At 73.1% G+C, this 23,303-nt stretch carries 22 protein-coding genes; 8 read left to right on the top strand and 14 right to left on the bottom strand.

The annotated features are described in order from the left end of the window. Positions 1–102: 102 nt before the first annotated feature. The gene (locus AB0435_RS06705; protein ID WP_366426373.1) at positions 103–1,068 is read left to right on the top strand and encodes an Lrp/AsnC family transcriptional regulator; all 966 of its coding nucleotides are present in this window, start codon (positions 103–105) and stop codon (positions 1,066–1,068) included. 71 nt (positions 1,069–1,139) lie between these two features. Next, positions 1,140–1,853, top strand: coding sequence for a MerR family transcriptional regulator (locus AB0435_RS06700; protein WP_366426372.1), 714 nt, complete (start codon positions 1,140–1,142; stop codon positions 1,851–1,853). 208 nt (positions 1,854–2,061) lie between these two features. On the opposite strand, the gene AB0435_RS06695 is transcribed toward AB0435_RS06700, so the two are convergent. From AB0435_RS06695 to AB0435_RS06660, 8 genes are all read right to left on the bottom strand, one after another. Next, positions 2,062–4,227, bottom strand: coding sequence for a 3-hydroxyacyl-CoA dehydrogenase NAD-binding domain-containing protein (locus AB0435_RS06695; protein ID WP_366006468.1), 2,166 nt, complete (start codon positions 4,225–4,227; stop codon positions 2,062–2,064). A 65-nt stretch (positions 4,228–4,292) separates the two neighbouring features. Beyond that, positions 4,293–5,507, bottom strand: a complete 1,215-nt coding sequence (locus AB0435_RS06690; RefSeq protein WP_366006469.1) for an acetyl-CoA C-acetyltransferase — start codon at positions 5,505–5,507, stop codon at positions 4,293–4,295. A 32-nt stretch (positions 5,508–5,539) separates the two neighbouring features. Continuing rightward, a complete protein-coding gene (locus AB0435_RS06685; RefSeq protein WP_366006470.1) occupies positions 5,540–6,682 on the bottom strand; it encodes an acyl-CoA dehydrogenase family protein in 1,143 nt (380 codons plus the stop codon). Beyond that, positions 6,679–7,818 (bottom strand): CaiB/BaiF CoA-transferase family protein, encoded by a 1,140-nt coding sequence (locus AB0435_RS06680; protein ID WP_366426371.1) that lies wholly within the window; start codon positions 7,816–7,818, stop codon positions 6,679–6,681. The genes AB0435_RS06685 and AB0435_RS06680 overlap by 4 nt, the downstream gene beginning before the upstream one ends. A gap of 226 nt (positions 7,819–8,044) precedes the next feature. Then, complete coding sequence (locus AB0435_RS06675) at positions 8,045–8,767, bottom strand: alpha/beta hydrolase (protein ID WP_366426370.1); 723 nt, start codon at positions 8,765–8,767, stop codon at positions 8,045–8,047. A 197-nt stretch (positions 8,768–8,964) separates the two neighbouring features. Then, positions 8,965–10,386, bottom strand: coding sequence for an MFS transporter (locus tag AB0435_RS06670; protein ID WP_366426369.1), 1,422 nt, complete (start codon positions 10,384–10,386; stop codon positions 8,965–8,967). Next, complete coding sequence (locus AB0435_RS06665) at positions 10,383–11,678, bottom strand: ATP-grasp domain-containing protein (protein ID WP_366426368.1); 1,296 nt, start codon at positions 11,676–11,678, stop codon at positions 10,383–10,385. Before AB0435_RS06665 ends, AB0435_RS06670 begins: the two co-directional genes overlap by 4 nt. After that, positions 11,675–12,187 (bottom strand): creatininase family protein, encoded by a 513-nt coding sequence (locus AB0435_RS06660; protein ID WP_366426367.1) that lies wholly within the window; start codon positions 12,185–12,187, stop codon positions 11,675–11,677. The genes AB0435_RS06665 and AB0435_RS06660 overlap by 4 nt, the downstream gene beginning before the upstream one ends. Between AB0435_RS06660 and AB0435_RS06655 the strand changes: the two genes are divergently transcribed. From AB0435_RS06655 to AB0435_RS06645, 3 genes are all read left to right on the top strand, one after another. Then, a complete protein-coding gene (locus tag AB0435_RS06655) occupies positions 12,113–13,210 on the top strand; it encodes an aminotransferase class III-fold pyridoxal phosphate-dependent enzyme (RefSeq protein ID WP_366426366.1) in 1,098 nt (365 codons plus the stop codon). The two genes, AB0435_RS06660 and AB0435_RS06655, sit on opposite strands and share 75 nt — an antisense overlap. A gap of 11 nt (positions 13,211–13,221) precedes the next feature. Beyond that, complete coding sequence (locus AB0435_RS06650; protein ID WP_366006479.1) at positions 13,222–13,776, top strand: thioesterase family protein; 555 nt, start codon at positions 13,222–13,224, stop codon at positions 13,774–13,776. 492 nt (positions 13,777–14,268) lie between these two features. Beyond that, a complete protein-coding gene (locus AB0435_RS06645) occupies positions 14,269–15,081 on the top strand; it encodes a TIGR03619 family F420-dependent LLM class oxidoreductase (protein ID WP_366006484.1) in 813 nt (270 codons plus the stop codon). 31 nt (positions 15,082–15,112) lie between these two features. Here the strand turns inward: AB0435_RS06645 and AB0435_RS06640 are convergent, their stop codons facing one another. Together AB0435_RS06640 and AB0435_RS06635 are read right to left on the bottom strand one after the other, a co-directional pair. Next, entirely contained in the window at positions 15,113–15,493 is a 381-nt protein-coding gene (locus AB0435_RS06640) for an MmcQ/YjbR family DNA-binding protein (protein WP_366426365.1), read from the bottom strand. A gap of 318 nt (positions 15,494–15,811) precedes the next feature. Then, complete coding sequence (locus AB0435_RS06635; protein WP_366006486.1) at positions 15,812–16,747, bottom strand: dihydrodipicolinate synthase family protein; 936 nt, start codon at positions 16,745–16,747, stop codon at positions 15,812–15,814. 162 nt (positions 16,748–16,909) lie between these two features. Between AB0435_RS06635 and AB0435_RS06630 the strand changes: the two genes are divergently transcribed. Next, positions 16,910–17,416, top strand: a complete 507-nt coding sequence (locus tag AB0435_RS06630) for an inorganic diphosphatase (RefSeq protein ID WP_366426364.1) — start codon at positions 16,910–16,912, stop codon at positions 17,414–17,416. Positions 17,417–17,433: 17 nt separating this feature from the next. Beyond that, positions 17,434–18,954, top strand: coding sequence for a hypothetical protein (locus tag AB0435_RS06625; protein ID WP_366426363.1), 1,521 nt, complete (start codon positions 17,434–17,436; stop codon positions 18,952–18,954). A 28-nt stretch (positions 18,955–18,982) separates the two neighbouring features. Here AB0435_RS06625 and AB0435_RS06620 read toward each other — a convergent pair whose 3' ends face one another. From AB0435_RS06620 to AB0435_RS06610, 3 genes are all read right to left on the bottom strand, one after another. Next, a complete protein-coding gene (locus AB0435_RS06620; protein WP_366006489.1) occupies positions 18,983–19,396 on the bottom strand; it encodes an SsgA family sporulation/cell division regulator in 414 nt (137 codons plus the stop codon). A 140-nt stretch (positions 19,397–19,536) separates the two neighbouring features. Then, positions 19,537–20,718 carry a histidine kinase gene (locus AB0435_RS06615; protein ID WP_366426362.1) on the bottom strand — a complete coding sequence of 394 codons (1,182 nt, stop codon included), beginning with the start codon at positions 20,716–20,718 and terminating at the stop codon, positions 19,537–19,539. Positions 20,719–20,803: 85 nt separating this feature from the next. After that, a complete protein-coding gene (locus tag AB0435_RS06610; RefSeq protein ID WP_366006491.1) occupies positions 20,804–21,103 on the bottom strand; it encodes a YciI family protein in 300 nt (99 codons plus the stop codon). A gap of 68 nt (positions 21,104–21,171) precedes the next feature. Between AB0435_RS06610 and AB0435_RS06605 the strand changes: the two genes are divergently transcribed. Continuing rightward, on the top strand, positions 21,172–21,876 hold the full coding sequence (locus AB0435_RS06605) for an endonuclease V (RefSeq protein WP_366006492.1): 705 nt from the start codon (positions 21,172–21,174) through the stop codon (positions 21,874–21,876). Between the two features lie 11 nt (positions 21,877–21,887). Here the strand turns inward: AB0435_RS06605 and AB0435_RS06600 are convergent, their stop codons facing one another. Next, complete coding sequence (locus AB0435_RS06600) at positions 21,888–22,910, bottom strand: DMT family transporter (RefSeq protein WP_366006493.1); 1,023 nt, start codon at positions 22,908–22,910, stop codon at positions 21,888–21,890. Between the last annotated feature and the right edge of the window lie 393 nt (positions 22,911–23,303).

Raw genomic sequence — 23,303 nt, 5'->3', positions numbered from 1 at the left:
TGACTGTCGGTCAGGACAGGAGCAACGCTCCGTCGGCCGGGCCGCCCGGGCCAGAAACCGGCCTGATTCCGTTGGTACTTGACACCGGATAGCCTCGGACCGGTGGAATCCGACTACGACGAGCTGGACCGTCGGCTCGTGCACGCCCTGCAGATCGACGGCCGGGCCCCGTTCAGCACCATCGCCGGGGTACTCGGCGTGTCGGATCGCACCGTCGCCCGCCGGTACGCCCGGTTGCGGTCGGCCGGGGCCGTACGGGTGCTGGGCGGGGTCGACCCGACCGCGCTGGGCGCGGTCCTGTGGTTCCTGCGGGTGCGGTGTGCGCCGGCCGCGTCGCTCCCGGTCGCCGAGGCGCTGGCCGGACGCCCCGACACGTCCTGGGTGAGCCTCAACTCCGGCGGCACCGAGATCACCTGCGTGGTCCGTACGGAGAGCGAGGCGGACAGCGAGGCACTGCTGCTGGCCAAACTCCCCCGCACCCCGCGGGTGGAGGGCGTGACCGCGCACTCCGTGCTGCACGTCTTCTACGGCGGCCCGGACAACATGGCCGGAAAACTCGGGTCGCTGGAAGCGGAGGCGGTCGAGCGTCTGCGCCCGCCTCCGGTGCCGCACCGACGGGGACCGGTGCGGCTCGACGACGGTGACCGCAAGCTCCTCGCCCTGCTCGCCACCGACGGCCGGACCGGGTTCGAGCAGTTGGCCGCGGCGACCGGCCGGTCACCGACGACGGTCCGGCGCCGGATGACGGAGCTGCGCGAACACGGCCTGCTCTATCTGGACATCGACGTCGACTGGCGCATGTTCGGCGTGCACGCCCGGACCCTGATCTGGCTCTCGGTCGCCCCCGCGCACCTGGAGGAGACCGGCCGGGCGCTGGCCGGCCACCCGGAGATCGCGTTCGCCGCCGCCACGACCGGCCCGACCAACCTGTACGCGAGCGTGGTGTGCGCGGACCAACGGGAGCTGTACCGGTACCTGACCACCCGGATCGCCGCACTCCCGGCCATCACCCACCTCGAAACGGCACCGGTGATCAAGACCGTCAAGCAGGCGGCGAACCGGACGTAGCTTCACAGTAATGGTGGTACAGCAATACTGTTGAACCCCAGAGGTGCGGAACAGAGAGCGAGGCGCCGCCGATGGCCACGGACACCGAGGAAACCGGCCTCACCGTCGACGAGTTGGCCGCCCGCGCCGGCGTGACCGTACGCACCGTGCGCTTCTACAGCACCCGCGGCCTGCTGCCGCCGCCCGAGATCGGGCCCCGCCGGGTCGGGCGCTACGGCCCCGGGCACCTCGCGCGGCTGGCCCTGATCGAGGAACTCCAGCACCAGGGCCTCACCCTCGCCGCCATCGAACGCTATCTGCGGCAGCTCCCCGACGGGATCAGCCCGCACGACCTCGCCATCCACCGCGCCCTGGTGGCCTCGTGGACGCCGGACAAGCCGCAGGAGACGACGCGCGCGCGGCTGGAGCGGCGGGCGGGCCGGTCCTTCACCGAGGAGGACATCGACCGGCTCACCGCGATGGGCGTCCTGGAACCACTCACCACCGAGGACACCTTCCGGGCCGACGTGGCCCTGCTGCCCCTCGGCATGCGACTGCTGGACGTCCCGATCTCGCCCGAGGCACTCGTCGCCGCCCGCACGATCCTGCTCGACCACGCCCGCGCGACGGCGCGCGAGCTGACGCGGCTCTTCCAGGACGAGGTGGACCCGGCGGATGTGGCGGCGATGAAGTCTCTGTCGGCGCATATGCAGCCGCTGGTGGTGCAGGCGTTGGTGACGGCGTTTCAGCGATCGCTGCGGTCGGAACTGCGGGGGCTTGACGAACCGGGGGACTCGCCGGGCTAGTTGGCGGCTTGTTCCCCCAGGGTGCGGGTCGGTTGGCGCCTGCGGCGCTTTGTTCCCCTACCCCGCCCCTTCCCGAAACTGGGGCTACGCCCCAGACCCCGCAACACGGCTTCGCCGCGTTGTCCTCAAACGCCGGACAGGCTGAATAGGGGGTCTGGGGGCTTGCCCCCAGTTTCGGGAAGGGGCGGGGCTGGGGAAAAGGAACCCCCTAAACGAACCGCTCCCCCCGCTCCGCCTTCTCCAGAAGCAAGCGCGACGGCGCGAACCGCTCCCCGTACGCCGCCTGCAAGACCCGCGCCCTGCGCACAAACCCGGCGGGCCCGCCCTCATACCCGTTGATGTACTGGAGCGCACCCCCCGTCCACCCAGGGAAACCGATCCCCAGGATCGACCCGATGTTCGCGTCGGCCACCGACGTCAGGACGCCCTCCTCCAGGCAGCGCACCGTGTCCAGCGCCTCGGCGAAAAGCATCCGCTCCTTCATGTCCTCGAACGGAATCGATGCGTCCGCCCGCGTGAAGTGCTCGCGCACCCCCGGCCACAGGCCGGCCCGCTTGCCGTCCACGTAGTCGTAGAAGCCCGCGCCGCCGCTGCGCCCGGTGCGGCCGAACTCGTCCAGCATCCGGTCGAGCACGGCGTCCGCCGGGTGCGGGGTCCAGGTGCCGCCCGCCTCCTCGACCGCGCGCCGGGTCTCCTCCCGGATCCTGCGCGGGAGCGTGAAGGTGAGCTCGTCCATCAAGGTGAGCACCTTGGCGGGGTAGCCGGCCTGGGCCGCGGCCTGTTCGACGGAGGCAGGGTCGATGCCCTCGCCGACCATCGCCACACCCTCGTTGATGAACCGGCCGATCACCCGTGAGGTGAAGAAGCCGCGCGAGTCGTTGACGACGATCGGCGTCTTGCGGATCTGCTGGACGAGATCGAACGCGCGGGCCAGCGCCTCGTCCCCGGTCCGCTCCCCCTTGATGATCTCCACCAGCGGCATCTTGTCGACGGGCGAGAAGAAGTGCAGGCCGACGAAGTCTGCGGGCCGCTCGACGCCTCCGGCCAGCAGGGTGATCGGCAGGGTGGAGGTGTTGGAGCACAGCAGCGCGTCGGGCGCGACGACGTGCTGGACCTCCTGGAAGACCTTGTGCTTGAGGGACGGGTCCTCGAACACCGCCTCGATGACGGCGTCACAGCCCGCGAGGTCCCGCGGGTCGGCGGTGGGGGTGATCCGGGCGAGCAGCGCGTCCCGTTCGGCCTCGGTCGTCCGCCCCTTGGCCAGCGCCTTCGCCAGCAGGCCCGCGGAGTAGGCCTTGCCCTTCTCCGCCGCTTCCCGGGAGACGTCCTTGAGCACGACCTCGATGCCCGCCTTGGCGCAGGCGTAGGCGATGCCCGCGCCCATCATGCCGGCGCCGAGGACGGCGGCCTTCGTGACCTTGCGGGGTGCGACGTCCGCCGGGCGGCTGGCGCCGGAGTTGACGGCCTGGAGGTCGAAGAAGAACGCCTGGATCATGTTCTTGGCGGTCTGTCCCGTGACCAGCTCCGTGAAGTAGCGGGCCTCGATGACCTGCGCGTTCTCGAAGTCGACCTGTGAGCCCTCGACGGCGGCCGCGAGGATGTTGCGCGGCGCGGGGTAAGGGGCGCCGCCGAGCTGCTTCTTGAGGGTGGCCGGGAAGGCCGGGAGATTGGCGGCGAAGCGCGGGCTGGCCGGGGTGCCGCCCGGGACGCGGTAGCCCTTCTCGTCCCAGGGCTGCCGGGACTCGGGGTGCGCGTCGATGAAGGCGCGGGCCTTGGCCAGCAGTTCCTCGCCGGTGGCGGCGACCTCGTGGACCAGGCCCGCGTCGAGGGCGCGCCGCGCGCTGTGGCGGGTGCCCTGGAGCAGCACCTTGAGCAGGGCGTCGGTGATGCCGAGGAGCCGTACGGTGCGGGTGACGCCACCGGCCGCCGGGAGGAGGCCGAGGGTGACCTCGGGCAGGCCGATCTTCACGTGCGGGGCGTCGAGGGCGACGCGGTGGTGGCAGGCGAGGGCGATCTCGTAACCGCCGCCGAGGGCCGCGCCGTTGACGGCCGCGACGACGGGCACGCCGAGGGTCTCGATCCGGCGGAGGTCGCGCTTGATGGCCATGGACGTCTCGAAGACCTGCTGGGCGTCCTCGGGCCCGACCTTGATCATGTCCTTGAGGTCGCCGCCCGCGAAGAAGGTCTTCTTCGCGGAGGTGATGACGACGCCCCGCACGGACTCCTTCTCGGCCTCCAGCCGGTCGGCGGCCGCGGTGAGGGACGCCTTGAAGGCGGCGTTCATGGTGTTGGCGGACTGCGCGGGGTCGTCGAGGACCAGGGTGACGATGCCGTCGTCGCCGCGCTCCCAGCGGATGGTGTCGGGCAGGCTCATCTGGGTGTTCTCCATAAGGCTCGGGTGGTTGACGCGGTGGGTGCGGAGCGGCTCGGCCGGCCCGCCTACAGCCGCTCGACGACCGTGGCGATCCCCATGCCACCCCCCACGCAGAGCGTCACCAGTCCGTACCGCCCGCCGGTCCGCTCCAGCTCGTCGACGACCGTCCCGAGCAGCATCGCCCCGGTCGCCCCCAGCGGGTGCCCGAGCGCGATCGCCCCGCCGTTGACATTGATCTTGTCCAGGCTGACGTCCATGTCCTGGGCGAAGCGCAGCACGACCGCGGCGAACGCCTCGTTCATCTCGACCAGGTCGATGTCGTCCACGGTCAGCCCGGCCTTGGCGAGGGCCTTGCGGCAGGCGGGCGCGGGGCCGGTGAGCATGATGGTGGGGTCGGCGCCGGACACTGCCGCGGAGACGATGCGGGCGCGGGGCGTGAGCCCGTACCGCTCGCCGGTCTCGCGGTTGCCGATGGCCACGAGCGCGGCGCCGTCGACGATCCCGGAGGAGTTGCCCGCGTGGTGCACGTGGTCGATCTTCTCCACCCAGTGGTACTTCTGCAGCGCCACGGCGTCGAAGCCGCCCTGCTCGCCGATCGTGGCGAAGGAGGGCTTGAGGCCCGCGAGGGTCTCGGGGGTGGTGCCGGGGCGGACGTGCTCGTCGCGGTCGAGGACGACGAGGCCGTTGCGGTCGCGTACGGGCACCACGGAGCGGTCGAAGCGGCCCTCCTTCCACGCCTGGGCCGCGCGCTCCTGCGAGCGGGAGGCGAAGACGTCGACGTCGTGGCGGGAGAAGCCGCCCAGGGTCGCGATGAGGTCGGCGCCGATGCCCTGCGGCACGAAATTGACCTCGAAGTTGGTCATCGGGTCGGCGAACCAGGCACCGCCGTCCGAGCCCATGGGCACCCGCGACATCGACTCGACACCACCGGCGAGCACGAGGTCCTCCCAGCCGGAGCGGACCTTGGCGGCGGCGAGGTTGACGGCTTCCAGGCCCGAGGCACAGAAGCGGTTCTCCTGGACGCCCGCGACGGTGTCGGGGAGCCCGGCGGCGATGGCGGCGACCTTGGCGATGTCGGAGCCCTGGTCACCGAGGGGGCTGACGACGCCGAGCACGATGTCGTCGACGGCGGCCGGGTCGAGGCCGGGGAACCGCCGCCGCAGTTCGTGGATGAGGCCGACGACGAGGTCGACGGGCTTGGTGCCGTGCAGGGCTCCGTTGGCCTTCCCGCGGCCGCGCGGGGTGCGGATCGCGTCGTACACGTACGCTTCGGTGGTCACGGTCGTATGCCTTTCAAAGGGGGCGTCGGCGGTCAGGCGAGCAGGGAGCGGCCGATGATCTCCTTCATGATCTCGGTCGTCCCACCGTAGATCGTCTGGATCCGGCCGTCGGTGAACGCCTTGGCGACGGGGTACTCGGTCATATAGCCGTATCCGCCGTGCAGTTGCAGACAGCGGTCGGCGACGCGCTTCTGGAGCTCGGTCGCCCACCATTTGGCCATGGAGGCGTGGACGGCGTCGAGCTCGCCGGCGGTGTGGTCGGTGATGCAGCGGTCCACGAACGCGCGGGTGACGGCGCATTCGGTGGCCATCTCGGCAATCTCGAAGCGGACGTGCTGGAGCCTGGCGAGCGGCCGGCCGAACGCCTCGCGCTCCTTGACGTAGCGGGTGGTGAGCTCCAGGAGGTGCTCGGCGGCCGCGATCCCTGCGACGGCGATGGTCATGCGCTCCTGGGCGAGGTTGGTCATCAGGTGGCCGAAGGCGCCGTGCAGGTCGCCCAGGAGGTTCTCCTTGGGGATCCGCACGTCCTGGAAGAAGAGTTCCGCGGTGTCCTGGGCCTTCTGGCCGATCTTGTCGAGGTTGCGGCCGCGCTCGAAGCCGGGCATGCCCCGCTCGGCCACGAGGAGGCTGAGGCCCTTCGCCCCGCCCTGCGGGGTCGTCCGCGCGACGACGATGACGAGGTCGGCGAGGATCCCGTTGGAGATGAAGGTCTTGGAGCCGTTGAGCAGCCAGTGGTCGCCGCGGTCCTCGGCCGTGGTGCGGATGCCCTGGAGGTCCGAGCCCGCGCCCGGTTCGGTCATCGCGACGGCCGTGATGATCTCGCCGGAGCAGAAGCCCGGCAGCCAGCGCCGCTTCTGCCCGTCGGTGGCGAGCGAGGTGAGGTAGGGCCCGATGACGTCGTTGTGCAGCCCGACCGCGAGTCCGGCGGCGCCCGCGCGGGCGAACTCCTCGGTGAGCACGGCGCTGTGGCGGAAGTCGGTGGTGCCCCCGCCGCCGTACTCCTCGGGCACGGCCAGGCCGAGCAGCCCCTGCCGCCCGGCCGCCAGCCACGCCTCGCGCGGGACGATGCCGTCCCGCTCCCACCGCGCGTGGTGCGGCACGACCTCCTTGGCGAGGAAGGTCCGCACCACCTGACGGAACGCCTCGTGGTCGGCGGTGAAGATCTGACGCTTCATCGGTGCTGGCCCTTCCGGTGGGGGGCGAGGCTGGGGACGTCCCACTCGCGCGCCACCTCGGCGGTGTCCGCGCCCGGCCGGGCCGGCGGGCGGCGTACGGAGCCGGGGGTGGCGGAGAAGCGCGGGGCGGGGGCGGGCTGGGTGAGGCCGCCGTGCTCGACGAAGGTGCCGCGGGCGGCGAGGTGCGGATGGGCGGGGGCCTCCCGGAGGGAGAGGACGGGCGCGACGCAGGCGTCCGAGTGCGCGAAGACCTCCGTCCACTCGGCACGGGTGCGCTGCTTGAAGCGTACGGCGACGGCGTCGCGCAGCGCCTCCCACCGGGCGGGGTCGTCGCGGTCGGGCGCCTCGCCCGTGAGGCCGAGGCGGTCGAGGAACTCCGCGTAGAAGCGCTTCTCCAGCGCCCCCACCGCCATGTGGCCGCCGTCGGCCGTCTCGTACGTGCCGTAGAAGGGCGCGCCCCCGTCGAGGAGGTTGGCGCCGCGCCGGTCCTGCCAGGCGCCCGCGGCGAGCATGCCGTGCACGAGGGCGGTCAGGTGGGCGGTGCCGTCGACGATGGCGGCGTCGACGACCTGGCCGGTGCTGGTGGCGCGGGCGTGCTGGAGGGCGGCGAGGACGCCGATGACGAGATAGAGGGAGCCGCCGGCGAAGTCGCCGAGGAGGTTGGCGGGGGCGTACGGCGGGCCGCCCGCGGGCCCGGCCAGGCCGAGGGCGCCGGTGACGGCGATGTACGCGATGTCGTGCCCGGCGGTGTCGGCGAGCGGCCCCTCCTGGCCCCAGCCGGTCATCCGGCCGTAGACGAGGCGGGGGTTGCGGGCGTGGCAGACCTCGGGGCCGATGCCGAGCCGCTCGGCGACGCCGGGCCGGAAGCCCTCCAGGAGGACGTCGGCGCGCTCGACGAGATCGAGGACGGCCGGGGGGCCGGCCGCGGACTTGAGGTCCACGATCACCGAGCGCTTGTTGCGGTTGGTGAGGTCGTGGCGGGGGTCGATGTGCAGCCCGGGGCCGTCGGGACGGTCGACGCGGACGACGTCGGCGCCGAGGTCGGCCAGCAGCATGGCGGCGAAGGGGGCGGGCCCGATCCCCGCGAGCTCGACCACACGGACGCCGGTGAGCGGACCGTTCGCTGTCTCTGCCATCCAGACCCCAGTCCTATGACACAAGTGCTGTAACACTCGTGATGTTAAGAACGGGTTCCAGTTTCCACAAGCCCCGGCCGATGGCGGCCTCTGTCCGGCCCGGAGAACAGCGTGATGAGACGAACCGCCGTTCGTCCGCCAACACTTGACGGTTCTCATGCTGTTCCTGCCCCGACCGTCGGGTCGGCAGCGCCTGTCGGCTGCTGCCGGCCCGACGGCCCGGCCTCTACTTCAGGTGCCGGCCGAAGAACCGGTCCCCGTCCTCCCTCTCGAACCACGGGGTGCCGAGGTGCCCGCCCGGATTGGCGTGCAGCGTCTTCTCCTTGCTGCCGAAGGCGTCGAACAGGTCCAGGGCCCGCTGCCGGGGGTTCCCCTCGTCGTCCCACTGCAGCAGGAACAGCAGCGGAATGGTGACCTGCCGGGCCTCCTCGCGCCGGGCGCGGGGGACGTAACCCCCGGCGAAGAGACCGGCGGCCGCGATGCGCGGCTCGACCGCCGCGAGGCGGATGCCGAGGGCGGTCCACCCCGAGTACCCGACCGGGCCGCCGATCCCGGGCAGCGCGAGGAGGGCGTCCAGGGTGGCCCGCCATTCCGGGACCGCCTTTTCGACCAGCGGGCCGACGAGGGACTCGAAGATCTCGTCGACCGGCTCGCCTGTCCGCATCGCCCGGCGGAGGTCGGCGCGGGCCTGTTCGTCGGCGGTGGAACGGGGCCGGTCGCCGCACCCGGCGGCGTCGATGGTGGCCACCGCGTAGCCGTACGCCGCGGACAGCCGGGCCCGGGCCACCAGCCGCGGTTCCCGCCTGGGCAGGCCGTTGTTGTGGGCCATCAGGATCAGCGGCGCCGGGGCGGCGGAGTCAGGCGTCCACAGGGTGCCGGGGATCTCGCCGAGGGTGAATTCGCGCTCGAGGACGCCGTCGTCGAGACGCTGTTCGGAAGTGAATTGCATGGTCGTGCCTTTCGGGAGTGCTCAAAGACGGCGCTCCCGGACGACCTGTCGCCCGACCGTGACCCCGGAGGGGAGCACCCATGTCGATACTGCGTTCACGGGTACCACCTCCTCGTTCTCTCGCACGGCCTCCGGAAAAGTAGCAGTGGCCACCGTGGTCCGCCAACGGGTTATCGCGGCGAGCACCGCCCCGGCCCTCACGCGTGCGTTCCGCGCCTCGGGGTGGCCAGGAAGACCGTGACCAGGGTGAGAGCGGCCGCGAGCCATGTGATCGTGTGGAACGCGTCCGTGAGCACCTGGGCCGTCTCCGGGGAGTCGCCCGCCGTCAGCGGCGTCGACGACGTGCCCTCGGGGAGGAGCAGGCGGTAGGCCACCGTGGTGACCGTGCCGAAGACGGCGATGCCGAGCCCGGCGCCGACCTCGTAGGAGACGGATTCGATCCCCGCCGCCGCGCCCGCCTGCTCGGGGGGCGCGGTGACCATGATCAGGTTCGAGGCGACCGTCTGAACCAGCCCCTGACCGAGGCCGATCAGCGCCAGGCCGCACGGGACCGCCGTGCCGGACGCGACCAGGGCGTACCCCACCGCCGCGAGCAGCAGGCCCGCGGGCACGCCGGCACGCGGTCCCGTGCGGTCGACGATCGGCCCGCCCGCCAGCCCCGCCACCACCGCGGCCACCGGCATCGGCAGCAGATACAGCGCGGCGTCCGCGGCCGACAGCCCCTTGGCGAACTGGAGGTACTGCACCAGCTGCAACTCGAACCCGACCATCACCAGTACCGGCAGCACCGAGGCCACCACGCCCGCGCGCAGCAGGGGCAGCCGGAACAGGGAGAGGTCCAGCATCGGGTGCTTCGCCCGCCGCTGCCGCCGTACGAACAGGACCAGGGCGGTCAGCCCGAGCGCGCCCGGCAGCAGGATCTCCGCCGGTCCGACGCCGTCGTGGGTGACGGCGATGATGGCGTAGGCGCTGCCCAGCAGTCCCACGACCGAGAGGACCGGCGACGTGGCCTCCCAGGGCTGCCGCTCGGACTCGACCTCGTTGTTCAGCAGCAGGGCCACGGCGGGCAGGGCCACCGCCACCACCGGCAGGTTGACCAGGAACGTCGAGCCCCACCAGAAGTGGTGGAGCAGGAAGCCGCCCGCCACCGGTCCCAGCGCCGACGCGCCGGCCGCCACCGCACTCCACGCCCCGATGGCCACCGCGTGGTCGCGGCCGCTGTCGAAGGTCTGCCGGATGAGCGCCAGCGTGGCCGGGATGATCATCGCCGAGCCGGCCGCCAGCACGGCCCGGGACCCGACCAGGGCCAGCGGTCCCGATGCCGTCGCGCACAGGGCCGGGGCCGCGCCGAACACCACCAGCCCGGCCATCAGCAGCCGCTTGTGCCCGATGCGGTCGCCCAACGGCCCGGTGACCAGCACCAGTCCGACCATGAGGAGCGAGTACACGTCCACGATCCACAGCAACTGGGCCGGGGAGGCGTGCAGTTCGTCGGCCAGGGTGGGCACGGCGATGGTCAGGATGGTGACGTCCAGGGCGGCGGGCAGGAAGCACAGCAGCACCACGGCCAGCACCACCCAGCGCCGGGCCGTCGCGACACCGGACAGCGTGCTGGTCACAGGCCGGGGCCCAGAGCCGCTCTGGCCTTGACGATCAGATCATGGAGCTCTGCCAGGCTCGGTGCGAAGAACATGCAACTCAGTCTTCCAGTGTGCAGATCGGTCAGTTCGGTCGGGACCACCCCCCGGTCGGCGTGCCGCGGCGAGGCCACGAGCTGCCCGAGCAGCCGCAGCACTTCCCCCAGCTCCAGTCCGGCCGGGAGCCCGTAGAAGTCGTAGTTGCCGACCGCGTGCGTGGCGAGGTAACCGGGACCGATGAGCTGGTCGCCGAACTCGTGCACGTGGGTCGACCCGGTGCGGCGGGCGTTGAGGTCGTGCATGTGGACGATGCCGTCGCGGGCGATCGCGTCGATGCCGAAGTGCCCGCGGTAGCCGCGCCGTTGCATCTCCTCGGCCAGCCGCCGCCCGCCCTCGGTCAGCGGCTCGTACCACCACTCGCCCCGCAGCTCCCGCGCGGTGACGTTGCCGCGCAGGTGGGTCTCCCCCTCGAAGAGCATGTCGGTCGTGTAGCACAGGTGGGGCGCGCCGTGCTCGGGCACCATGTACTCCACCGACGGGAACGCGATGTCCCCCTCGATGAACTCCTCGACCACCACCGGGTCCTCGCCGTAGAACGGGCTGGCGGCCAGGCGCTCGTCGATGTCGTCGTCGCCGGGCCGGAAGATGAGCAGGCCGATGCTCGCCTCGCCCCGGTCCGCCTTGACGATGCAGGGCTTTCCCGTCGCGAGCATCTTCCGCACCGCCGCCGGGATCTCTTCGCTCCCGGCGCAGTGCACGCCGCCCGGGACGCGGCAGGGCCCGTCGGTCATGCCGAGGTCGGTGGCCAGGTCGCGCAGGCCGGTCTTGGTGTCGAACCGGTCGCGCAGGTCCTGTCGCGGTGTGCTCTCCGGCAGCTCGACCTCGATGCCGTGTCCGGTCCGCAGTGCCTCGGCGAACCGCCACAGGCCGGCGGTGGTGGTGTGCGGGACCAGCCGGATCCTGCGCTCCGGCCCCGCGTAGGCGACCACGGCGGCCATCAGCTCCGGGTCGGCGAGCGCGTCGGCGAACAGCGAGCCGGTCCTCCCGGCCGGGCTGAGGTTCACCACGCCGTCGAGCTCCAGGAACTCCCGTTGCCATGCCAGGTCGGCGATCGGCTCGTAGGTGATGATCATCTTGGGCAGCGGTCCCCAGAACAGCGCCTGGTCCTGCTGGGCCCAGCACTCCGACAGCAACTCGTCGACGCCGTCGGCGCGGACGGCGAAGTCCCGCAGGGTGTCGACGGCGTTGCTCACGCAGACGGTGGGTACGGTCATGGCCCCTCTCCTCGGTCCCCTCGGTCTTCCCGCAGCAGTCCGTTGCCCTTGGACACCAGCTCGACCGCGGCCGCGACCACGTGCCAGAACAGTTCCTCGCCCAGGGCGGCGGTGGCCCCCGAAGTGCTGGACAGGACACCCTGGTTGGTCGTGACGTCCACGTCGACGGGGTGCAGGTAGATCCCCGGGCGCGGCGGTTCGGTGTGGTCGGGCCGCTCGGGCGAGACCAGGTCCGGACGGAGGTAGAGCATCAGGCTGGTCTCGGTGAGCCCCGCGTGCTCGGCGTGCCACCCCGGGAAGTACGGCACCCGCGCGGCCAGCCAGTCCATGTCGACCAGGCTCCACCAGCTCAGCGCGATGAACTCCTTGCCCGCGGCCGCCGGCCGCCCGCTCACCTCGTCGAGGGCCTCGAAGAGGAAGGGCTCGTTCTCGAAGTGCCCGTTGACGACCAGCAGCCGGTTCCAGGGCTCGACCGGCTCTTCGGCCCCGGCGGACTGTGGACCGACCATTTCCCCGACGGGCAGTACCACGTCAGCGGGCGCAACTCGGGCTCGGAGGGCAACGAGCTGGCGCTGCGGCTCGTGCTGGAGTCCCGGTTCGACGCCCGGCGGCTGAAGCACCGCCCGGGCAAGGAGCGGCGCGACACCGTCCTGGCCTTCCAGGGCGCCTGGCACGGCTGGACCGGCGGACTGGTGCAGCTGCTCAACCGCAGGCACTACCAGGCCGGGCTGCCGGCGCCGGAGACCACCGGCCCGTACGGCGTCCGGGTCGAGCACATCCCGTTCGGTGACCCCGCCGCCCTGGAGGAGGCCTTCACCGCGCTCGGTGCCCGGCTCCTGGCCGTGGTGGTCGAGCCGGTCCAGGGCGACGCGGGCATCATCGAGCCCCCGCCCGGCTATCTGCGCGGGCTGTCTCAGAGGTGCGCGGCCGACGGCGTCCTGCTCGTCGCCGACGAGGTGCTGACCTTCGCCAAGACCGGCAGGTACTTCGCCATGCGGGACGCGGACGGGCCGGTGCCCACCGACATCACCGTCATCGGCAAGTACCTGGGCATGGGCGCGGTGTCCACGTCGATGGTGATCGCCCGGCGGGCGCTGACCGTCCGCGCGTCCGGTGCCGTCTCCACCTCCGACCTGCGGCCTTCGGCCTGCGCGGTGATCCGTGACGGGATCGAGCACATCGAGGCCGAAGGGCTGCTGCGCCGGTCGGCCGAGGTCGGCGCGCACCTGGCCAAGCAGCTCGACACCATCCTGGTGGGCGGCCTCCCGGACGTGTTCACGGAGGTCCGCGGGACCGGGTTCATGCTCGGCGTGGAGCTGACCGCCGCCGCGGCGGCCCGGATCGGCGCGCTGCGCACGGCGCTGATCGAGGCCGAGGTGTACGCGGAGTTCATGGCGGGCGCGGGAAAGCGGTCCGGCGGACGGCGCTACGTCCACCCCACCCTGCGGATCGTGCTGCCGCTCAACACCGAACAGGCGCTGGCCGACGAGGTCGTGGAGCGGGTGGCGGCGGGCGCCCGGGCCCTGCGGTGAACTCCCCGGCGGTGAGCACGGCGTTCCGTACCCGGGTCGAGCACGTCGACACCGACGCGACCGGGATCGTGCACTTCTCCCGCTACACCTCGCTGATCGAGACCGCGGGCACGGAGCATCTGGAGGCGTACGGCGCCGGCCTGACCGCCTTCACCGCGGCGGGCGTCGACCTGGTCGCCGCCGAACTCCAGGTGACCTACCTCAACAGCGCCGTGCACCGCGACGTGGTCGTGGGAGACACCCGGGTCGAGCACGTCGGCGCGGCCTGGTTCACGCTCGCGGTGAGCCTGCTGCGCGAGGAGGGGGACGGCGCCCGTACCCCGCTGGTGTCCGGCCACCTCGTCTACGCCGCCGTCGACCCCGACACCCGTCGCCCGGTGCCGCTGCCGACACCGCTGCGACACGCCTTGAGAGGAATCGTCCCCGATGCAGCAGACGAAAGCAGCACCCTCCGCTCCCGCACCCGCGGCGGACCGCGCACCCCGTCCGCTGGGCACCTCGGCGATCGCCGCCCTGGTGCGCGGACGCCACCCCCGGCTGTTCATCGACCGGGTGCTCGACCATGAGCCCGGCGTGTTCCTGCGCAGCATGTTCGCCGTCTCGGCGAGCAGTTCGCCCACCCCGTCGCTGCGCGAGGCGCGCGACGGGGTGGGCGAACTGCTCGTCGAGTCGGACACCGTGCTGCTGCGGCGGGTCGGGCAGCGCAGCAGGCGGGTCCTGGTGGGACCGCGGACCGTCGCCACGGGGGACGCCTTCTCGATCGACGACGGCTATCTGACCTTCCACGGGCGGCTGTCGGACTTCGTGGTGCTGCGCGGTGAGAAGGTCTCGCTGAACACGGTCAGGCAGGCCGCGCACGCCATCCCGGGGGTGGTGCACTGCGTGCCCAAGGTGGTGGACGAAGGCGGTACGCAGGTGCTCGACGTGCACCTGTCGGTCACCGACCCCGTGCCCGGCGGGGAGAAGGCCGTGCGGCACATCCTCAACTCCCGGCTCCTGCCCGCCGAACGCCCGCGCGCGGTCTTCATCTCCGCCGCCGACCCCGGGACCTTCCGTAAATGACCCTGCGCCTCGGCTGCACCGTCCCGACGTCCCTCTCCCCCGCCGCTCTCCGCGAGTTCGCGGTGACCGCGGAAGGGCTGGGGTACGACCACCTGTCCGTCCCGGAACACCTGGTGTCCACCGAACCCGCCTACGAGAGCCTGACGCTGGTGGCGTTCCTGGCAGCGGTGACGACCCGGATCGAGCTGGCCACCGCGATGACGATCCTGCCGCACCGCCCGGTGGTGCTCGCCGCCAAGCAGGCCGCGCAACTGGCCTTCCTCAGCGGGGACCGGCTACGGCTGGGCGTCGCCATCGGGTCCGACCCCGCGGAGTCCGCCGCCCTCGGCGTCGCCCGGGAGACCCGCGGAGCCCTCTTCGAGGAACAGGTCCGCGCGCTGCGCCTGCTGTGGACGGAACCGGAAGCGCACTACGCCGGCGAACACGTCGCGTTCTCCGGAGTCACCCTCACCCCGCGGCCGCGCCCCGTTCCCCTCTGGATGGGCGGCGGCACCCTGCGCACCGGCGGCAGACCCCGTTCGCTGCGCCGGATCGCCGCCCTCGCCGACGGCTTCACCATGTCCGCCCTGCTCGCCAACCGGGTCAACCGCGCCGCCGGTCTCATCACCGAGCTGCGTACGGCGGTCACCGAAGCGGGCCGCGATGCAACCGCCTTCGGCATCGAGGCCCGCCTCCGCCCCGACCCCGGCCGGACGGCGACCTGGCGCTCCCTCGCCGACGCCTGGCGGTCCGCCGGTGCCACCCACCTCACCGTCACGACCGACGACGTCTCCCTGCTGGCCCCCCTGCACGCGGCACTGACCGGGTGAGTCCCGCAGGGAGTCCGCCGAGGGCCTCGGCTCAGCCCGCGTCGAGCTGGGCGACGAGCTTCTTGGGGGCGATCGTCCGGTAGCTCTCCTCGACCCAGTCGCAGAGCAGATCGACCGGTACGTCCCCGCCGGTCAGCGGGACCGACACCCAGCCCGACCGCCCCAGTCCGTAGCCCATGGGCGCGGCGCCGGGCACGGCGAGGGCGTGGCCGTGCGCCTCCTCGTCCTTGAGCTTGACGCCGATGCCGGGCGTCTCGGTGTTCCCCTCGGATCCCAGGAAGACGAAGATCTTCTTGTTGACCTTGATCACGGCATCCTCCTCCCAGGGGAACTCCTCCACGGTCCCCGGGAGCCCGAGCGCGAACGCACGGACCTTCGCCCGCGCCTTGAGGGGTGCTGGAGTCGTGGCCATGGGTGCCTCCGGGAAGGGTGGGTCGGGTGTGCCCCACGCTAGGGCCTGTCCGGCGGATCTTGTGGTCGGTGCTGCGGGTGGCGTCGTCTGTGCACCACCGCTGCGCGGCGGTGTCCTCAAGCGCCGGACAGGCTGGATGTGGCTGATGCGGGTGAGCAATTCAGCCCGTGGGGGCACCTCCCAGCGTTAGCCGGGGGAGTTTGAGGACACTCCCCCAGACTCCGTCCGGGGGGACCCCCAAGGGCGTTCCCGCCGCAGGCGGCAGACGGCCCGCAGACTGACCAAGATCCGCCGGACACGGCCTAACCCGCGGACCGGTCACAGCAGGCCGGCCTCTTCGAGGAGTCGGCGCACTGTCCGCACGGACGGCTCCGGCAGGGGGTCCGGGTGCGCGGCCGTCGCCGGGCAGGCGACGACGCCGAGCAGGTGGAGCGCCGTCTTGAAGCCGGCGAGCGCGGACGAGCCGCCGCTCATCGCCGCCGGATCGCCCGTCTCCGCGAGCGCGAACAGCGCCGCCAGCCGGTCCTGCTCGGCCGCCGCCTCGCGCCAGCGGCCCGCTCGCGCGTGCGCGTACAGCCGTACGTACCCCGCGGGGTCCACGTTGCCCAGCCCCGGCACGACGCCGTGGGCCCCCGCCAGCAGGGCGGCATCGGCGGCGAGTTCGGATCCGGTCAGCACGCCGAAGCTCCGGTCGAGGCCGCGCCCGCGCAGGGCGACGAGCAGCCCGCGCAGGGCGACGAGGTCGCCGCTGCTGTCCTTCAGCCCGGCGATCGTGCCGTCCTCCACGAGCGGGAGGAGCACGGCGGGGGTGAGCTTGTTGTGGACGGCGGGCGGGATGTCGTACGCGATCAGCGGCAGGTCCGTGGCGGCCCGGACCCGGCGGAAGTGGTCGGCGGTCTCGGCGGGGTGGGCGCCCGCGTAGAAGGGGGCGGTGACGACGAGCGCGTCCGCGCCGAGGGCCGCCGCGACGCGGGCGTGCGCCTGGACGCGGGCCGTCGTCATGTCGATGGCCCCCGCGAGCACGGGCACCCGTCCGCCGACCGCCTCGACGACGGCCCGCAGCGCCGTGCCGCGCCGGTCGTCGGCGAGGAAGGCGGCCTCCCCGCTGGAACCCAGCGCGAACACGGCGTCGACGCCGGCCCCCAGCACGTGCTCCACGAGCGCGCCGAGCGAGCGGACGTCCACGTCGCCGCCGGGTGTGAGCGGCGTGCAGAGCGGAGGCACGACCCCGCGAAGGGGCACGGGCAGCGGCATGCGGATCCCCTTTCACCGTCTTCACGGCAGGCGGGGGATCTGTACCCGCCGTCGGCCGGATCAAGCCCGTCCTGCCCGTCCCCCGGCAAGGCGGACACCTTCCCGGCGCACCCGTACCGCGCCACCATGGAAGGCAGCCGACCGCCAAAGGGAAGGGCACCCGTGGACTTCGACGTCGTCGTGGAGATCCCGCAAGGCAGCCGCAACAAATACGAGATGGACCACGAGCGCGGCCGGATCCGGCTGGACCGGCTGCTGTTCACCTCCACCCGCTACCCCGCGGACTACGGCTTCATCGAGGAGACCCTCGGCGCGGACGGCGAGCCCCTCGACGCCCTGGTGCTCGCCGGTGAGCCGACCTTCCCCGGGGTGGTCATCCGGTGCCGCGCGATCGGGATGTACCGGATGAGGGACGAGCAGGGCGAGGACGACAAGGTGCTGTGCGTGCCCGCGAACGATCCACGCCATGAACACATGAGAGATCTGCGGCACTTGCCCGAGTACGACCGGCTGGAGATCCAGCACTTCTTCGAGGTCTACAAAGAGCTCGAACCCGGCAAATCCGTCGACAGTGGAGCGCGCTGGGCCGACCGCGCGGCGGCGGAGGCGGAGATCGCCGCGTCGGCCGGGCGGGCGGCCGCCGCGAAGGCGGGGCAACAGCGGCCGTAGATACGGTAGAAGGGGGCATGGCCCCCACGGAACGGCACTCCGACCGCGCGCCGACGGCGCCCCCTCGGCTGCCCGGCCCCCTCCTTCCGGCCCGGCCGGCACCCGAGGGCCGGGCGCCCGCGCGGATCCCGCCGCTCGCCGCCGTCGCGCTTCTCTACGGCCTCGCCCAACTCTGCTTCGCCGTCGCGCACATGAACCTCGGCTGGGACGAGACCGTCTATCTCTCCCAGGTCGACCCCCGACACCCCGCCGCGTTCTTCAGCGCCCCCCGCTCCCGGGGCATCACCTTCCTCGTCGCCCCCTTCGTCGCCGCGACGTCCTCCCCGCTCGCCCTGCGCGTGGTGCTCGTGCTGCTGTCGTCGGCGGCGCTGTACGGGGCGTTCAAGGTGTGGGAGCCGCTGCTCGGGCGGCTGCGGCCCGCGCTCGCGGCCGCGCTCTTCGGCAGCCTGTGGATCACCGTGCTCAGCGGCCCGCAGGTCATGCCGAACCTCTGGGTCGCGCTGACGGCCGTCGCGGCCGTCGGCTGGTTCCTGCGCGCCCGTGACGGCGGCCGCCGCCGGGCCCTCACCGGCCTCGCCCTCTCGCTGGCCGCGGCCACCCTCTTCCGCGCGCCGGACGGTGTCTGGCTCGCCCTGCCGCTGCTCGCGGTCTGCGCCGCCGTGCCCGCCCGGCGGCGCCCCGGCACCGTGGCGGCCGTCCTCGGCGGGCTCGCGCTGGGCGGGGCGCAGTGGGCGGTCGAGGCGTACGTCCGCTTCGGCGGGATCACCCGGCGGCTCGACATCTCCAGCGACACCGAGGGCGGCATGGGCGCCCACCTCGGCGGCGGGCTGTCCGCGGCGTACCGCGGGCTCGGCGGGCCGCTGCTCTGCCGCCCCTGCCGCATCGCCGCGCCGCCGCTCACCCACTCGCTGTGGTGGCTGCTGCTCCCCGTCCTCCTCGCCGCGGCCTGCGCACTGGCGCTGCGGGCCCGCCACCACAGGGCCGTGACCCTGCTGCCCGTCGCCTGCGCGCTGTCGCTCGCCGTGCCCTATCTGCTCCTGCTGGACTACTCCGCACCGCGCTTCCTGCTGCCCACGTACGCGCTGGCCGCGCTGCCGGTGGCCGGTCTCGCGGCCCAGGCGCTCCGGTCCGTGCGCGGCGGCCGGGCCCGTACCGGCGCGGCCGCGCTGCTGTGCGCGGTGCTGGCGGCGCACCTCGCCGTCCAGCTCGGGGAGTTGCGGGCGAACACGGCGGACGCGCGGGACACCACCGTGCGCTACCGCCGCGCCGCGGACGGCCTGGAGCGACTGGGCCTGCGGGCGCCGTGCCTGGTCAGCGGGCCACGGGCGCAGCCGATCGCGTACGAGGCGGGGTGCGCGTCCGCGCAGACGATGGGCAACAACCGGTCGACCACGACGGCGGCGCTGGAGCGCGCCGCCGCGCGGGAGCCGATGGCCGTGCTCTACGACCCGGGCGACGGCTATCTGCCGCCGTACGCGCGCGGCTGGCGGCCCCACCCGCTGCGCGGCACGGACTGGGTGGCCTACGTAGCGCCGTAGCCGGGCCCGGACCGCGCGGGCGGGCGGGCTACGCCTCCCGCAGGAGTGCCGTCAGGTCCGCGTCCAGATCGAGGCGCGCGGCTTCCGCGCCGGCAGGGACGAGGGCGTAGGAGCGGGCCAGGAAGCGGCGGAGTTCGGCCGTGGCGATCTGGACCATCGCGATCCCCTCGGGGGCGTGGAACTCCAGCACGGTGCGGTCCGGGCCGCACGGCCAGATGTGCACGTCGCCTCCGCCCGCCGGGGAGATGAGCCCGCACGCCAGGAGTTCGCGCGCGAAGGCCCATGCCACGTCCGCCCCGTCGAGGGACGCCACGGGAGGAAACGCGATATGCACCGCGAAGGGGTCGGAGGGCACGTAACGGAGCTGCGCGGGAACGGCGCGGTCCTTCGGGGCCGATGCGATCAGCCGTGCCTGGACAGCCTGGTCGATGACGGTGGACAACGCGTGCTCCCTTGCGGTCGGTATGGGGTGGTGCGGGTCCGTGCCTCTCTCTGCTTCTTCTGGAGAGACGGCGGATCGAATACGTCAGCCGCACGAATCCGATGTGACCTGCGTCACCCCCTCTTGCGGCCCCCTTGTGGTCAGTGCTGGACCGGCAGCACGGCGAGCACTTCCCAGCCCCCGCCCGGCACCGGCCCCGCGGTCAGCGAGCCGCCGATCGCGTCGGCCCGCTCGGTGAGGCTCACCAGCCCCAGCCCGCCGCTGTCCTCGGGCGTGCGGCGGGTGTGCTGCGGGCCGCGGCCGTCGTCGCGCACGGAGACGAACAGGCGTGGGCCCGCGTCCCGGAGCTCCACCTCCACGGACGAGGCGCCGGGGCTGTGCTTGGTGACGTTGGCCAGGGCCTCGGTGACGATGCGGTGGACGGAGGCGGCCAGTTCGGGTGCCAGCCCGGCGTCGAAACAGGGGTCGACGTGCAGGGAGGCGCGCGGGGCGCCGCTCGCGCGGGAGAAGTCGTCGACCAGCTCCGCGATCCGGTCCAGGCCGGGCAGCGGCTCCCGGTGGGCCTCGTCCTGGTGGAGCACGCGCAGCAGCCGCCTGGCGGTGGTCATCGCCTCGCCGCCCGCCTCCTCGATGTCCCGCAGCGAGGCCGCGACCCGTTCGTCCCTGGCCAGCGAGCCGGTGGCCTTCGCCAGCAGGGTCATCGCGGCGACGTGGTGCGAGACGAAGTCGTGCAACTCTCCCGCCAGCTCCAGCCGTTCGGCCTCCCGGGCGGCGGCCACGGCCCTGGCGCGCTCGACGTCGCGGTAGCGCAGGCACAGCCCCAGCGCGGCGACCCCGGCCACGACGAGGGAGTAGGCGACCACGGTGGTGCTCAGCGCGTCGGCGTCCCGTACGGGCGCCGCGAGCACGCCGGCGGACAGGGCGATCCCCAGCGGCACGCCGGCCCGCACGGGCGTCCGCCAGGCGACCAGCGCCAGCAGGACGAGCAGCGCCGCGCCCTCGGTCAGCCCCCACACGGGCATGTGCGCCCCGACGGTCAGCAGATAGCCGGTCGCCGACCAGGAGACGGTGGCGGCCGCCACCGCGCGGACGGCGAGCGGGGCCCAGGGCAGGACGCACGCGGCGACCAGCAGACCGGCGCACCAGACCACCAGATGCGCGTGGTGCCCCCCTGCCGGGCCGGAGTACGAGGCACCCCGGCTCAGCAGCCGCCCCTCGGCCATCCACAGCCCGCAGAGCCCGGCCAGCAGCCACCCGTGGCGGCGGCCCCGCCGGAGGGCGGGAGGGCGGTCGGGGGGCGAAGGCAGGGTTATGGGGGTCATGCATTCACGTTATGAGCGGCCCCCGGGCCGGGGGATCGCCCTTACAGCCACCCGCCATGGGCCAAAAGGATGAATCTTTGACTGTTCAGGACGGCAGCTCCTGGCGGTAGGTCTCCAGCGGCGGCGCCGTCTTCGTCGCGATGAACTCCGTGATCGAGTATTCGCACACCCCCGCGACGGTGAACGGGTCGCTCTGCGTGATCTCCTCGATCTTCGCCCGGTCGTCGCCGAGGGCGATGATGACCCCGCCGTCGCGCGGGACCTTGCGCCCGGAGGCGATGAAGACGCCCGAGGCGTAGTGCGCGTCGAGCCAGGCGACGTGCTCGGCGAGGGCGGCGTCGATACGCTCGATCGGCGCGATGTAGGTCAGCTCAAGTACGAACATGATCCACAGGCTACGCTCGCGGCCCCGCCGACGCCTCGGCACACCCGGCCGGTAGCGTGAGGCCCACCATGAGCGACACACCTGACGAGCCGCCCGCGGGCTGGCCCACGACCGAGGCGGAAGCGGCCGCCGTCCAGGACGAGTTGCGGGGCCGGGTGGTGCGGGACGAGCCGGGCCCCTCCCCCGACTCGCCTCTGATCGCCGTCGGCGTGGACGTCGCCTACGACGACGAGCGGGACCTCGTCGCCGCGGCGGCCGTCGCGCTCGACAGCGGCACCCTGGAGGTCGTGGCCGAGGCCACGGCGGTCGGCCGCGTCGCCTTCCCGTACGTCCCCGGGCTGCTCGCCTTCCGTGAGATCCCCACCGTCCTGGCCGTGCTGGACCGGCTGCCGGTCACCCCCGGGCTGGTGGTCTGCGACGGCTACGGGCTCGCGCACCCGCGCCGCTTCGGCCTGGCGAGCCACCTCGGCGTCCTGACGGACCTGCCGACGATCGGCGTCGCCAAGAACCCCTTCACCTTCCGCCACGCCGAACCGGGGCCGCTGCGCGGTGACACCTCGCCGCTGCTGGACGGCGACGAGGAGGTGGGCCGCGCCGTGCGCACCCGGGCCGGTGTGAAGCCGGTCTTCGTGTCGGTCGGCCACCGGGTGAGCCTCGACCACGCCTGCGGGTTCACCCTGCGGCTGGCACGTGACTTCCGGCTGCCGGAGACGACGCGGGCGGCGGACGCGCTGTGCCGTACGGCTCTGCGCACGGCGTCCGCGGATCTGTAGACCGGCGGGGCTCAGTCCCCCGCGGACGAGCTCGAATGCGCCGCGGGCCGCCGGTCGCGGCCGCACGCGGCGAAGCCGGCCCGGCCGGAGCCCGGGGCGGCCCGCCACAGCCGCGACGGGGTCGCACCCGAAGGCCCGTGGCCCGCGCGTCCCGGCCCTTCCGGGACGGGACCGCGCGCCGCGGGCAGGGAGGCCGGGCCGGAGGGCGCGCGCTCCGCGTCTCGCGCCGTCAGCGTGATCACACCACTCGCGGCCACCGCGCCGGCCACCGCGGCCAGCACCCCGCCGGCCGGTCCGTAGCGGAAGCCCTCGCCGAGCACCGCTATCCCTATCGCGGCGGCGACCGCGGGGTTGACGACGGTGAGCGTGGCGAGCGGGGCGGCGAGGCCGGCGCCGCGGTAGGAGGTCTGGGAGAGCAGCAGTCCGGCCGAGGCGAAGACCACGACGCCGACCAGCACCAGCGGCAGGGAGCCGGTCTCGTGCGAGGTCCAGTCCTCGGCGGCGGCCTTGGTGAAGACGGAGCCCAGGCCGAACGCGACACCGGCCGCGGAGGCCAGCACCACGCCCCGCGCGGCCGGGCGGTGCACCCAGCGCGCGGCGACCATGAGGACGACGACGGCGCCGAGCCCCGCGGCGGCGAGCACGGGTCTCGCCCCGTCGTCGAGGAACTCGGTGCGCGGGGGCCCGGTCAGCGTCAGCAGCGCGACCAGCCCTCCGGTGGCAAGCAGCGCGCCGCGCCAGCCGACGGCGCCGACAGGCCTGCGGGCGAACACCGCGGCCATCGGCAGGGCGAAGACGATCGTGAGCGCGCCCAGCGGCTGCACGAGGCTGAGCGGGCCGTAGGCCAGGGCCAGCACGTGCAGCCCGGCACCCACTCCGGTCAGCCCCACGGCACCCCACCAGCTCGGGTGGCGCAGCGGACCGCAGGCCCCACCCGCGCTGGTGGTGGCGACACGCTCCTGCACGATGGCGGCGCCCGCGTAGCAGAGAGCGGACACCAGACACAGCAGCACCGACATCACCAGCGAGCTCACGTCACCCCTCGCCGGTCCGTCCCGAAGCCCTTCATACCTCCACCATGCCTCGGCGGGCCGTGCACGTCGTCGTACCTGAGAACGGACTGCCGGGTACTACAGATGGAGTACGGGTCCACAGGCACACGTAGGGGCCACCCCGAGGCGCCCCCGACACCCCTGAATGCCCTTTCCTTTTTCTTTCCGCGCGGAATGGGCGCCGGAATCCATGGAATTCCGGCGCGGGCGGCGGGAATCCGCGATTACGGAGCAATGGATTCCCTATGCGGCCGGGAGCGTGGCTGCATGCCGCCTGCCTGCTTAGTGGTCTGCGTCGTAAATCCTTCGGGGGTTGACTTCGGTGCTGCTTGTAGGCGTGCTCGCACTCAGCTGTTGAGGGCGGTGAGGTGGAGG

This window comes from Streptomyces sp. NPDC051173, assembly GCF_040689515.1.
In the GTDB taxonomy this organism is placed as follows: domain Bacteria; phylum Actinomycetota; class Actinomycetes; order Streptomycetales; family Streptomycetaceae; genus Streptomyces.
The sequence above is the reverse complement of the archived record's forward strand: the minus strand, read 5'-3'. Positions and strand labels throughout refer to the sequence as shown.